The organism is Stenotrophomonas maltophilia group sp. Smal17 (genome assembly GCF_030237045.1).
GTDB lineage: Bacteria > Pseudomonadota > Gammaproteobacteria > Xanthomonadales > Xanthomonadaceae > Stenotrophomonas > Stenotrophomonas forensis.
In genome coordinates, this window is sequence record NZ_JASJSU010000119.1 from 1 (window position 1) to 12,484 (window position 12,484).

General features: G+C 67.4%; 9 protein-coding genes. 6 read left to right on the forward strand and 3 right to left on the reverse strand.

From position 1 onward, the window contains the following. Positions 1 to 363: 363 nt before the first annotated feature. From QRO93_RS19775 to QRO93_RS19800, 6 genes are all read left to right on the forward strand, one after another. Complete coding sequence (locus QRO93_RS19775; protein WP_180878126.1) at positions 364 to 2,829, forward strand: GH92 family glycosyl hydrolase; 2,466 nt, start codon at positions 364 to 366, stop codon at positions 2,827 to 2,829. Between the two features lie 96 nt (positions 2,830 to 2,925). Further along, positions 2,926 to 3,975, forward strand: coding sequence for a LacI family DNA-binding transcriptional regulator (locus QRO93_RS19780; protein ID WP_049434977.1), 1,050 nt, complete (start codon positions 2,926 to 2,928; stop codon positions 3,973 to 3,975). A 60-nt stretch (positions 3,976 to 4,035) separates the two neighbouring features. Further along, entirely contained in the window at positions 4,036 to 5,349 is a 1,314-nt protein-coding gene (gene fucP / locus QRO93_RS19785) for an L-fucose:H+ symporter permease (RefSeq protein ID WP_008265126.1), read from the forward strand. A gap of 7 nt (positions 5,350 to 5,356) precedes the next feature. Further along, on the forward strand, positions 5,357 to 6,352 hold the full coding sequence (locus tag QRO93_RS19790) for a carbohydrate kinase (RefSeq protein WP_180878125.1): 996 nt from the start codon (positions 5,357 to 5,359) through the stop codon (positions 6,350 to 6,352). Beyond that, a complete protein-coding gene (locus tag QRO93_RS19795; protein WP_180878124.1) occupies positions 6,349 to 7,575 on the forward strand; it encodes an AGE family epimerase/isomerase in 1,227 nt (408 codons plus the stop codon). The genes QRO93_RS19790 and QRO93_RS19795 overlap by 4 nt, the downstream gene beginning before the upstream one ends. A gap of 61 nt (positions 7,576 to 7,636) precedes the next feature. Continuing rightward, a complete protein-coding gene (locus QRO93_RS19800) occupies positions 7,637 to 10,255 on the forward strand; it encodes a glycoside hydrolase family 2 protein (RefSeq protein WP_180878123.1) in 2,619 nt (872 codons plus the stop codon). Between the two features lie 109 nt (positions 10,256 to 10,364). Here the strand turns inward: QRO93_RS19800 and mtnC are convergent, their stop codons facing one another. From mtnC to QRO93_RS19815, 3 genes are all read right to left on the reverse strand, one after another. Continuing rightward, a complete protein-coding gene (mtnC, locus tag QRO93_RS19805) occupies positions 10,365 to 11,060 on the reverse strand; it encodes an acireductone synthase (RefSeq protein ID WP_164087021.1) in 696 nt (231 codons plus the stop codon). 3 nt (positions 11,061 to 11,063) lie between these two features. Beyond that, a complete protein-coding gene (locus QRO93_RS19810; protein ID WP_008264891.1) occupies positions 11,064 to 11,621 on the reverse strand; it encodes an acireductone dioxygenase in 558 nt (185 codons plus the stop codon). Between the two features lie 92 nt (positions 11,622 to 11,713). Next, positions 11,714 to 12,355 (reverse strand): methylthioribulose 1-phosphate dehydratase, encoded by a 642-nt coding sequence (locus tag QRO93_RS19815; protein WP_164087019.1) that lies wholly within the window; start codon positions 12,353 to 12,355, stop codon positions 11,714 to 11,716. Positions 12,356 to 12,484: the final 129 nt, after the last annotated feature.

Here is a 12,484-nt window from a genome sequence, read left to right on the forward strand (position 1 = left end):
GTCCGCGGCATGGATGCCGCGGCCAAGCCCCCAGGGACGGGTTTACGGCGTCCCCCGCAACCGGACCCACCCCGCCATCCCACGGATAGCCGGCTTTTGCTGTTGTTGTTGCTGTCGCCGGCCAGCGGCCGGCACTACCAGCAGGTGCAGGGCGCAGCCCTGCCAAACACCCCCCTCATGCTGCGGCGCAGAATGCATTCGGCGGAATCGGCATGCTCTACTTGAATCGATCTAAATTCACGGTTCAACGGGTCGCGCGTCATTCCAGGGGAAGCTGTCTGCCGGTCAAAGGCGGAGCTCGGTGGAACGGTGCCGGACGGCCCGCACCGTATGCCTCCGTGTCATCGACTACAGGAACCCGACATGCGTCCAGTGCCGTCCGCTCCCGCCGTCCCATCGTCTTCGCGCCCGCTGGTGCGCCTGGCCTGCCTGCTCGCCCTGTCGGCCACGCCGATGCTGCTGCAGGCCGCGCCGGCGGCGCTGGAGCGTGAGGTCAATACCTTCATCGGCAGCAAGGACGACGGCAACACCTTCCCGGGCGCGTCGGCACCGTTCGGCCTGATTCAGGTCAGCCCGATCGGCAGTCATTATTCGGGCTGGCGCTATGACGATGACAAGATCCGCGGCTTCGGCCATTCGTTCATCTCCGGCGCCGGCTGCTGGGAACAGGGCGGCCAGGTGTCGGTGCTGCCGGTGACCGGCTCGATCGGCCCCGGTGGCGATTTCGATACCGCCAACCCCAAGCAGTTCGACCACAAGGCCTACGCCGCGTCCTATAGCCACGACGGCGAGGTCGGCCAGGCCGGCTACTACAAGGTGCGCCTGACCAGCTACGGCGGCATCGATGCCGAGACCACCGCACGTACCCGCGCCGCCGCCGAGCGCTATACCTTCAGCCAGCGCCAGGGCGACGGCCATGTGCTGGTCAATGTCGGCCAGGCCAACGAGCGCCATTCGGTGATCGGCAGCGTGGTTGATGTGGTGGGCGACCGCGTGGTCGAGGGCAAGCTGGTCACCAAGAGCTTCTGTGGTGGTCATCAGTACACGACCTGGTTCCGCATCGAGTTCGATCGCCCGTTCAAGGCGCATGGCACCTGGGGCGAGGGCGGTGGCCTGCCAGGTGCGCGCCACAGCATGGAAGGCGAGCAGAAGCCGAATGGTGCCTGGCTCAGCTTCGACCTGGCCAAGGGCCAGTCGGTGACCGCAGTCAGTGCGATCTCGCACGTGGACGCCGAGGGCGCGCGCATCAACCTGCGCGCCGACGGCATGCAGGGTGGGGCGCTGCTCGGTTTCGACCGCATGCGCGCGCTGTCGCAGCAGGCGTGGCGCGAGCAGCTGGGCCGGGTGCGCGTGCAGGGCGGCAACGCCGACGACCGCGCGGTGTTCTACAGCGCGGTCTACCACGCGCTGCTGCAGCCGATGACCGGCAACGATGCCGACGGCCGCTACCGTGGCTATGACGATGGCATCCATCGCGCCGACGGCTGGACCTACTACGAGTACTTCTCGCTGTGGGATACCTACCGTGCGCAGAACCAGTGGCTGGCACTGACCCGCCCGGACGTGGCACGCGATATCGGCCGCACGCTGCTGGCGATCGATGAGCAGGGTGGCTGGCTGCCGCGCTGGGGCTATGCCAACTTCGAAACCAACATCATGACCGGCGATCCGGTCACGCCGTTCATGGTCGACCTGTGGCGCTTCGGTGCGCTCAAGGGCCGTGAATCGCAGGCGTGGGATGCGCTGCGCCGCAACGCCTTCGGTACGCCGCCGCTGAACTCGCGCATGGCCGGCCGTTCCGGCAACCCGACCTACCTGGACAAGGGCTACGTGGTCTACGACCGTGCGTTCCCGTCCAAGGGAATGGACGTTGATCCGCATCACGGCGGTTCGGCAACGCTGGAGTACGCGCTGGCCGACTGTGCGCTTTCGCAGATGGCCGATGGCCTCGGCCACGCCCAGGATGCGGCGACGCTGCGTGAGCGCGGCCGCAACTGGCGCAAGGTGTGGGACCCGCAGGTGCGTGATGCCGAGACCGGTTTCACCGGCTTCCCGCGCCCGCGCACCGAGGATGGCCAGTGGTACACGCCGGCCGATGGCCACTACAGCCCGCGTTCGCACCACGGCTTCCATGAAGGTACGGCATGGCAGTACCAGTGGCTGGCGCAGCAGGACGTGCCGGGCCTGGTCGAAGCGATGGACGGCCGCGAGCAGGCCGGCCGCCGCCTCGACGCGTTCTTCGCGATGGATGCGCTGCAGGCCGACCCGCTCAACGCCGCCCGCAAGGAGTGGGTGGTCGGGCCGTACAGCTACTACAACCAGTTCCGTTACAACCCGAACAACGAGCCGGACCTGCATTCGCCGTGGCTGTATACGCTGATCGGCCAGCCGTGGAAAACCGCGGCGGTGGTACGCGCCGCGCAGCAGCTGTTCACCAATGCGCCGAACGGCGTGACCGGCAACGATGATCTGGGCACGATGTCGGCCTGGTACCTGTTCAGTGCCATCGGCGTGTACCCGGCGGTGCCGGGCAGCGGCCAGTTCCTGCTGCACACCCCGCGCTTCAGCAAGGTGGAAGTGGACATGGGCAATGGCCGGACCCTGCGCATCGACGCGCCGGGCGCGGATGGCCGGCGCCTGCAGTACGTGCAGGGCGTGAAGGTTGATGGCCAGGCGCATGCGCCGGTATGGCTGGACTGGAGCCGCCTGCAGCAGGGCCCGCGCCTGCAGTTCGCGCTGGACGCGAAGGCGCCGGAGCAGGGCTGGGGCACGGCGGTGAAGGACCTGCCGGTGTCCTGGTGCGCGGCACCGGGCAGCCAGCTGCGCTGAGCCGGACTGTGCCGTTCGCGGTGACCCAGCGAACGGCACGGCACGACACGGCCCTGATCCATTAGGCTTGAGCCTCCAGCGGAGTCCGGGAAGACGATGAACGACAACGGCAGCAGTTCCAGCAAGCGCGCCGGCAAGGCGGTGACGGTGACCGACATCGCGCGTGCCATCGGCGTGTCGCGGGCCACCGTGTCGCTGGTGCTGCGCGGCAGTCCACTGGTCAACGTCGATACCCGGGCCAAGGTCGAGGCCGAACTGCGCCGCCAGCGCTATGTCTACAACCGCGCGGCGGCCAACCTGCGCCGGCGGACCTCGTCGAGCATCGCGCTGGTGATCAACGATCTGTCCAACCCGTTCTTCGCCGAATTCGCGTCCGGCGTGGACGAGGCGCTGGGCGGACGCGGTTATGTGACCCTGCTCGGCAGCACGGGCGAATCGCCGGAGCGGCAGCAGGCGGTGCTGTCCACGTTGATGGAGCACACCCCGGCCGGCCTGATCCTGTCGCCGGCCGAAGGAAGTGATACCGCGCAGTTGCGCCAGGCATTGGGTGCCAACGCCAACGTGCTGCTGTTCAACCGCGAACTGGAAGGTGCCGACTGGGACTTCCTGACCCTGGACAACCAGCACGGTGCCTACCTGGCCACCCGCCACCTGATCGAGCGCGGCCATCGCCAGATCGCGTTCTTTGGTGGCCATGCCGCCTCCAGTTCATGCCATCAGCGCCGCGCCGGTTTCCAGCAGGCGCTGGCCGAGGCCGGTCTGTCGCTGCCGCCGGGCTGGATGATCGAGTCGGCACCGAACCGCCTGGAAGCCGCGGCGCGCACCGATGAGCTGTTTGCCGATGGCCATCGTCCCAGTGCGGCGGTCTGCTACAACGACACCGTGGCGCTGGGCCTGATGCTGGGCCTGAACTCGCGCGGCATCCGCCCGGGTGGCGACTTCGCCGTTACCGGTTTCGATGATATTTCCGAGGCGTCGGTGGCGGTGCCGCCGTTGACCACGCTGACTGCCGATCCGCGCGAGCGGGGCCGGCAAGCTGCCGCTCTGCTGCTGCAACGGCTGGACGAACCGGACGCGCCGCCACGGCGCACGGTCGCGCCGGTGCAGCTGCGCATCCGTGAAAGCAGCGCCGCACGACCGAACTGATTCCTTCCATACACCCCTTCCACGCAACAACGACCTTCCGCGCATCGAGGCGCGTACCGCATGCCGATCTCCGCAACGCCCCGTCCATCGGGTTCTTCGGGCAACGCACCCGCCGTCACCAACGGCAAGGCGCTGGCCGTGGTCACCACGATCTTCTTCATGTGGGGCTTCCTGACCTGCCTCAATGACATCCTGATTCCGCACCTGAAGGCGGTGTTCGAGCTGAACTACGCCAAGGCGATGCTGGTGCAGTTCACCTTCTTCGGCACCTATTTCCTGATGTCGCTGCCGGCGGGCCGGTTGGTCGCCGCGCTGGGTTACAAGAAGGGCATCGTGGCCGGCCTGGTGATCGCCGGCATCGGCGCGCTGGGCTTCTGGCCGGCGGCCGAGCTGCGCGTGTATGGCGCCTTCCTCGGCGCGCTGTTCGTGCTGGCCAGCGGCATCACCGTGCTGCAGGTCGCCGCCAACCCCTATGTCGCGCTGCTGGGCCCGGAACAGACCAGCTCCAGCCGCCTGACCCTGGCGCAGGCGCTGAACTCTCTGGGCACGGCCATCGCGCCGATCTTCGGCGGCATGCTGATCCTGTCCAACACGGTGAAGAGTGCCGATGACATCGCGGCACTGCCGGCCGCCGAGCAGCTGGCCTACCGTGCCGCCGAGGCGCAGGCCGTGCAGGGCCCGTACGTGGGCCTGGCGGTGGCGCTGGTGCTGCTGGCGCTGTTCGTGTTCCTGTTCCGACTGCCGGCGTTGAGCGATGCCACCGAGCAGGCCGACCAGGGCCACCACCACAGCTACCTGGATGCGCTGCGCAAGCGCCACCTGTTGCTGGGCGTGCTTGGCATCTTCTTCTACGTGGGTGCCGAAGTGTCGATCGGCAGCTTCCTGGTCAACTACCTGTCGATGCCGAACATCGGCGGCTTCAGCGAGCAGCAGGCCACGCACTACGTGTCGGCCTACTGGACGATGGCGATGATCGGCCGCTTCGCCGGTTCGGCGCTGCTGGCGCGCTTCTCGCCCAGCCGCCTGCTGGCGATCTTCGCGCTGGTCAACGTGGGGCTGCTGGTCACGACCATGCTGAGCTCCGGCAACGTCGCGCTGTATTCGGTGGTGGCGATCGGCCTGTTCAATTCGATCATGTTCCCGACCATCTTCGCACTGAGCATCGAGCGCCTCGGCCCGCTGACCAACAAGGGTTCCAGCCTGCTGATCATGGCCATCGTCGGCGGTGCCGTGGTGCCGTACCTGCAGGGCGTGCTGGCCGACCACATCGGTGTGCAGGCCAGCTTCATCCTGCCGCTGCTGTGCTACGGCTACATCATTTTCTACGGACTGGTCGGCGCGCGTACGCCGGCCTCCGCAACGCAGGGAGGCTGAGTCCGGAATGGGTGCCATCGTTTGCTTCGGCGAAATTTTGATCGATCTACTAGCGCAGCCGCCGGCCTCGGCCGATACCCCGCGCGCGTTCCTGCAGTACGCCGGCGGTGCGCCGGCCAACGTCGCCGTCGCCGCCGCACGGCTGGGTGCGAAGACGCAGTTCGTCGGCATGCTCGGCCGTGACATGTTCGGCGACTTCCTGGCCGACAGCCTGGTCGAGCACGGCGTGGGCACGGATTACATCGTGCGTACCGATGCGGCGAAGACCGCACTGGCCTTCGTTGCCCTCGACGCCAGCGGCGAGCGCAGCTTCAGTTTCTACCGCCCGCCGGCGGCCGACCTGCTGTTCCGTGACAGTGACTTCCAGGCGGAGTGCCTCGACAGCGCACAGTGCTTCCACGTCTGCTCCAACAGCCTGACCGAGCCGGCCATCGCCGAGGCGACCTTCGCCGGCATGGACCGGGCCCGTAAGGCCGGCGCGGTGGTCAGTCTCGATCTGAATCTGCGTCCGGCCCTGTGGCCTGCCGACGTCGATCCGACGCCGCGCCTGTGGCAGGCGCTGGAGCGCGCCGACCTGGTCAAGCTGTCGCGCGAGGAACTGGATTACCTGGCAGCTCCGCTGGGCGCCGATGGCGAGGCGGCGGTGCTGCGGCGCCTGCTGGCCGCGCAGACACGCTGGGTCATCGTCACCGATGGTGCAGCCACGCTGCACTGGTACACCCGCGACAACCACGGCACGGTCACCAGCTTCCGCGTGGCCACCGTCGACACTACCGCGGCCGGTGATGCCTTCGTCGGTGGCGTGCTGGTCGGCCTGCTGGAGCGGGGTGGGGCGGGCGCAGGTTTCGCCGCCTTCTGCAAGGACCCGGAGGCGATCACCGCCACGCTGCGCTTCGGCGCTGCAGTCGGTGCGCTGGCGGTTACCCGCAAGGGCGCGTTCGCCGCGATGCCCTCGCTTGATGAAGTGCAGCAGCTGCTGCAGTCCCAGGACATTACCGCATGAGCACCTCGCCCGACTTCCGTTCACCCGCGTTCCTGCGTGCGCACATCGCCGACACGATGGCGTTCTACCACCCGCGCTGCATCGATCCGAACGGTGGCTTCTTCCACTACTTCCGTGACGACGGCAGCATCTACGATGCCAGCCATCGCCACCTGGTAAGCAGCACCCGTTTCGTCTTCAACTATGCGATGGCCTACCGCGAATTCGGCAATGCCGAGTACCGCGAGGCCGTCGAGCACGGCGTGCGCTACCTGCGCGAGGTGCACCGCAACCCGGCCACCGGTGGCTACGCCTGGACCCTGCGCGACGGCAAGGTCGAGGACGACATGAACCACTGCTACGGCGTGGCGTTCGTACTGCTGGCCTACAGCTGCGCGCTGAAGGCCGGCATCGAGCAGGCCCGCGAGTGGATGGACGAGACCTGGCAGCTGCTGGAAGCGCGCTTCTGGGAGCCGCAGCACGGCCTGTACAAGGACGAGGCTGATGGCCAGTGGAACTTCACCGGCTATCGCGGCCAGAACGCCAACATGCACATGTGCGAGGCGATGCTGGCCGCATTCGAGGCCAGTGGCGAACAGCGCTATGTCGAGCGCGCGCTGCTGCTGGCCGACAACATGACCCGCCGCCAGGCCGCCAAGGCCGGTGGGCTGGTCTGGGAACACTACGACGTGAACTGGGAGATCGACTGGGACTACAACCTGGACGATCCCAAGCATCTGTTCCGCCCTTGGGGCTTCCAGCCGGGTCATCAGACCGAGTGGGCCAAGCTGCTGCTGATCCTCGATCGCCACGTGCAGGCCGACTGGCTGCTGCCGACCGCGCAGCACCTGTTCGACGTGGCCGTGGCGCGCAGCTGGGACGACGCCCGCGGTGGCCTGTACTACGGCTTCGCACCGGAATCGCGCCGGCAGCCGGGCATGGACGGCGCACCGATCGGTGGCGACAGCTTCGTCTGCGATGACGACAAATACTTCTGGGTGCAGGCCGAGACCCTGGCCACCGCCGCACTGATGGCCAGGCGCACCGGCGATGACCGCTACTGGCAGTGGTACGAGCGCCTCTGGGCGTATTCGTGGGAGCACTTCGTCGACCACCGGTACGGCGCCTGGTTCCGCATCCTCGATGCCGACAACCGCAAGTACAGCGACGAGAAGAGCCCGGCCGGCAAGGTGGATTACCACACCATGGGTGCCTGCTACGAAGTGTTGAACGTCGTGCGCTGAGGCGCGATGTATTGGAATCGGTAGCGCCGGGCCGCACCCGGCGGCAGAACAGGAGCATCACGTGCATCGCCTTTCCCTCGCTGTCCGTCTGCTCCTGCTGCTGATCGCAGCCTCCGTGTTCCCGGCAACTGCAGCCCCGCTGCAGGCGCAGTGGGAGTTCCGTATGCTGCCCGGCGACGCGCAGGGTGCGGCGCATCCGGGCCTGCAGCAGTGGCGCGCGGCAACGGTGCCGGGCAGCGTGCACACCGATCTGCTGGCCCATGCGTTGATCCGCGATCCCTACGTCGGTGCGCCGGAAGCCGAGCTGCAATGGATCGGCCTGGCCGACTGGGAATACCGCGCCCGTTTCGACGTGGATACCGCGACGCTTGCCAAGCCCAATGCCGAGCTGCGCTTCAATGGGCTCGATACCTATGCGGAGGTCCGCCTCAACGGCAAACCGCTGCTGCGTGCAGACAATGCACATCGCACCTGGCGCGCGCGCGTGGAGGGCCGGCTGCGGGCCAAGGGCAATGAGCTGCAGATCGTGTTCCGTTCGCCGATCCGCACGCTGCTGCCGGGCGTGCAGGCCATGCCGCACAAGATTGCTGGCAACTATCCGTCGCCCTATGGCGATGAGCCGAAGGACGCGATGGTCGGCAACTTCGCGCGCAAGCCGGCCTATCACTTCGGCTGGGACTGGGGCCCGCGTTATGTCACCGCCGGGGTCTGGCGTGGCGTCGACCTGCAGGCCTGGGATGCACACCGCCTGGCCGATCTGGCCGTGCGTACGGATGCACTGGACGCCCAGCAGGCGAAGCTGGCGGTGCTGCTGCAGGTGGAGCAGGGGGCGGTGTCGGGCTCGGCCGTGGTGCATGTGGAGGTGCGCGATCCGCAGGGCCGCAGCGTGGCCCAGGTGCAACGCACGGTGCCGCTGATGCCCGGCCAGAACACCGTTGAGCTGCCGGTTGAGCTGGCCAAGCCGCAGCGCTGGTGGCCGGTGGGTCATGGTGCGCAGGACCGTTACACCGTGCAGGCACGCCTTGACGACGGCAGCACAGCGGTACTGGCGCGCGAGCAGCGCATCGGCCTGCGCACGGTCGAACTGCGCCGCGAGCAAGACGGCAAGGGCGGGCAGGGCTTCGCTTTCGTCATCAATGGCGTGCCGATCTTCGCCAAGGGTGCCAACGTCATCCCGTTCGACGCGTTCCCCGCACGCGTCGATGCGGCGCGACTGCGCCAGGTGTTGACGGCGGCCCGCGATGCCAACATGAACATGCTGCGCAACTGGGGCGGTGGCTACTACGAGGACGATGCGTTCTTCGACATCGCCGATGAACTCGGCCTGCTGGTGTGGCAGGACTTCATGTTCGGCGGTGGCATGCAACCGGGCTACGATCCGGCGTTCCGTGCCAGCGTGGTGGCCGAAGCACGCGACAACGTGCGCCGCCTGCGGCATCACCCCAGCATCGTGCTGTGGTGTGGCAACAACGAGGAAGAGACCGCCTGGAAGGACTGGGGCCATGGCCGTGACCTGAAGGCGGCCGACCCGGCATTTGCGGCGAAGGTCTGGCAGGGCTATGTCGACCTGTTCGGCAACGACCTGCGCCAGGTGGTCGGCGAGGAAGGGCTGGGCGTACCGTACTGGTCCAGCTCGCCCAGCAATGACCTTGACGAGAAGGCCAACGACTCGACCCGTGGTGACAAGCACTACTGGCAGGTCTGGGGCAATCCGGCATTGCCGGTGCAGGCCTACCTGCGCGAGACCCCACGCTTCATGTCCGAGTACGGACTGCAGGCGTGGCCGTCGGTGGCGACCGTGGACCAGATCGCCACCCGCGCCGAGCAGCGCATCGACAGCCCGGTGATCCGCGCGCACCAGAAATTCATGGCCGGCGAGGGCAACAGCCGCCTGCTGCACTACATCGAGCTGGGCTACGGTACGCCGAAGGACTTCGAGGATTTCGTTTACCTGAGCCAGGTGATGCAGGCCGATGGCATTGCACTGGCGGCACTGCATCATCGCGCCTCGCGGCCGTACACGATGGGTTCGCTGTACTGGCAGCTCAACGATGTCTGGCCGGGGGCTTCGTGGTCCAGCGTGGACTACTTCGGCCGCTGGAAGGCGCTGCATTTCGGCGCGCGGCGCTTCTTCGCGCCGGTCACCGTGGCCGCGCTGCGCGACGAGGGCCGTACGCGGGTGGGGCTGCTCAATGATGGCGCCGCGCTGGATGCGCGCTGGCGGCTGCGGGTGATGGACGTGGACGGCAAGGTGCTGCGCCGTCGCGAGCAGGCGGTGACGCTTGCCGCTGCCGGCGTCACCGACATCGGCACCTACAGCGATGCCGAACTGCTGGCCGGCGCCGATCCGAAGCGCACGGTTGCGGTATTCGAGCTGCTGCGGGACGGCAGGGTGAGCGCGCGGCAGGTGGTTGGCTTCGTCGAAGCCAAGGAGCAGCAGTTGCCGCGACAGAAGCTGAAGGCCGCCCTGAGCATCGAGGGCGACCACTATCGCCTGCGGCTGGAAAGCGCGGCGTATGTGCGGGCGGCGTGGATCGACTTCGGTGCGCTGGACGTGCAGGTCGAAGACAACCTGCTGGACCTGCTGCCGGGTGAGACCCGCGATATCGCGGTGCGCGGTCCAGTGGATCTGGTTGCGCTGCGCGAAGCGCTGAAGCTGAAGACCCTCAACGATCGTTGAGGGCGGTGCATCCCGCCTTGCACGACGCCAACCTCGCCGCTTTGGTAGGTGCCAACCTTGGTTGGCACTCCCGAAGCATGCCAACCAAGGTTGGCATCCACCAGGCGCTTTACAGCTGGATCTGCTGGAAGTTCTCGACCCGCTCGTGGCCGTTGGCGGCCTGGCCGGTGCGCGGCAGCGGGTAGTCGTCAAGGCGGTCGATCAGGCGGGTCTGCAGGCCGGCTTCGCGGGCTGCGTCGAGTTCTTCGACCACGTCGGACAGGAACAGGATCTCACCCGCCGGCACGCCGATCGCCTGCACGATGTGGCGATAGCTGTCGGCCTCACGCTTGCCGCCCACTTCGGTGTCGAACCAGCCTGACACCAGCGGGCTGAGGTCACCGGCATCGCTGAAGCCGAAGAACAGTTTCTGCGCCGGTACCGAGCCGGAGGAGTACACGTACAGCGGCAGGCCGGAGGCGTGCCAGCCGTTCAGCACCGGCGCCACTTCCGGATAGAAGTGCGCGGTGTAGTCGCCGCGGCGGTAGCCTTCGTCCCAGATCATGCCCTGCAGCGCCTTCAGCGCGGTGTGCTTGCGGTCCTGGTCGATCCAGCCCTGCAGCGTCTCGGCCACCAGGCTGTCCTGGCAGGCGCCGCCGATCTCGCTGGCCACCGCATCCAGCCAGCGGCGGACCTCCGGCTGCTGGCCATGCTCGGCCACGAACGCGGGCAACGCCTTGCGGGCATAAGGGAACAGCACGTTCTTGACGAACGAGATGCTGCTGGTGGTGCCTTCGATGTCGGTCAGGATGACGCGGGGCTGCATGGATCAGGACGCCTGGGTGGGTACGTAACGGGGGAACTTCTGCGCGATGTCGGTGCCGGTGAAGTGACCGACCCAGCCATCCGGCTCGGTGAAGAAGCGGATCGCCACGAAGCTCGGCTCGTCGCCCATGTCGAACCAGTGGGTGGTGCCATCGGGCACCGCGATCAGGTCATCCTTCACACACTCGATCTCGTAGACCTTGTCACCCACGTGCAGGGTGAACAGGCCCGATCCGGCCACGAAGAAGCGCACCTCGTCTTCCTTGTGGAAGTGCTCGTCGAGGAACTTCTTGCGCAGTTCGGCGCGGTTCGGGTTGTCCGGGGCGATCGAGGCCACGTCCACGCTCTTGAAGCCGCGCTCTGCGACCAGGCGGTCGATGTCGGCGCGGTAGGCGGCGAACACTTCATCCTGGCTGGCGCCCGGTGCGACTGGCGCGGTGGCCTGCCAGCGCTCGAAGGTGACGCCGATCTTCTGCAGTTCGGCAGCGATGATCGCACCGTCCTGGCTGTCCAGCAGCGGCGATTCGGGGCGGGTGTCGTCGTAGATGCGCAGTCGGCTCATGGCGGCAGCTTGAACGTCTCGGGGGGAAGACAGGGTAGCAGGGTGGGGACGCGGCGCAGATTCCGGATCGGCATCTGCACCTGCGCGCGGGTTCAGCCGCGCAGCTTGCGCAGTTCCAGCTCGCAGTGGAACAGGAACTCGAACGCTTCCAGGTGGCGGCGCGCCTCGGCCATGTCGCGGCCCCAGGCGTACAGGCCGTGGCCATCGATCAGGTAGCCCCACAGGGCCTGCCGGTCGAGCAGGTCATCGACCTGCCTGGAGAGCACGTTCATGTCCTGGGTGTTGGCGAACACCGGCACATCGATGGCCATCTCATGGGTGCTGTTGCCGGCGAAGGCCTTCAGCAGCTCGTAGCCTTCCAGGTGCACATGGCCCTGCGGCGCATACAGGCGCGAGGCGATGGTCTGCACGGGCGAATGGGTGTGCAGGACGCAGCCGATTTCCGGGAAGCGGCGGTACAGCTGGGTGTGCAGCAGGGTTTCGGCGGACGGGCGCAGCGGGCGGCCGACGGCCTTGCCGTCGAAGTCCACCACCATGATGTCGTCCTCGATCAGGCGGCCCTTGTCCTTGCCGGACACGGTGATCGCCGCGTGGCCGTCATCCAGGCGGTGGGAGAAGTTGCTGCTGGTGGCCGGGGTCCAGCCGGCGTGGGCCAGTTCGCGGACGTTGTCGATCAGCAGCTGGGCCAGTTCGCTCAGGCGCGCGGTGTCGTAGGGGAAGGTGGGGGCGTTCATGCCGTCGATTTTACTGGATTCGGCCAACGGCTGAGCCCCTCGTGGCTTGCGTCAGAAGCAGATTCCGTGGGTTGGCCGGTTGGGTGGGCTGCGCAGGGGACGCCGTGAACCCGTCCATGGGGGCTTGGC

What these genes read in the sequence shown, in the direction of transcription:
- QRO93_RS19775 (WP_180878126.1), top strand. Translation starts at nt 364, where the DNA reads ATGCGTCCAGTGCCGTCCGCTCCCGCCGTCCCATCGTCTTCGCGCCCG.
- mtnC (WP_164087021.1), bottom strand. Translation starts at nt 11,060, where the DNA reads ATGCAGCCCCGCGTCATCCTGACCGACATCGAAGGCACCACCAGCAGC.
- QRO93_RS19815 (WP_164087019.1), bottom strand. Translation starts at nt 12,355, where the DNA reads ATGAACGCCCCCACCTTCCCCTACGACACCGCGCGCCTGAGCGAACTG.
- QRO93_RS19780 (WP_049434977.1), top strand. Translation starts at nt 2,926, where the DNA reads ATGAACGACAACGGCAGCAGTTCCAGCAAGCGCGCCGGCAAGGCGGTG.
- QRO93_RS19790 (WP_180878125.1), top strand. Translation starts at nt 5,357, where the DNA reads ATGGGTGCCATCGTTTGCTTCGGCGAAATTTTGATCGATCTACTAGCG.
- QRO93_RS19810 (WP_008264891.1), bottom strand. Translation starts at nt 11,621, where the DNA reads ATGAGCCGACTGCGCATCTACGACGACACCCGCCCCGAATCGCCGCTG.
- fucP (WP_008265126.1), top strand. Translation starts at nt 4,036, where the DNA reads ATGCCGATCTCCGCAACGCCCCGTCCATCGGGTTCTTCGGGCAACGCA.
- QRO93_RS19795 (WP_180878124.1), top strand. Translation starts at nt 6,349, where the DNA reads ATGAGCACCTCGCCCGACTTCCGTTCACCCGCGTTCCTGCGTGCGCAC.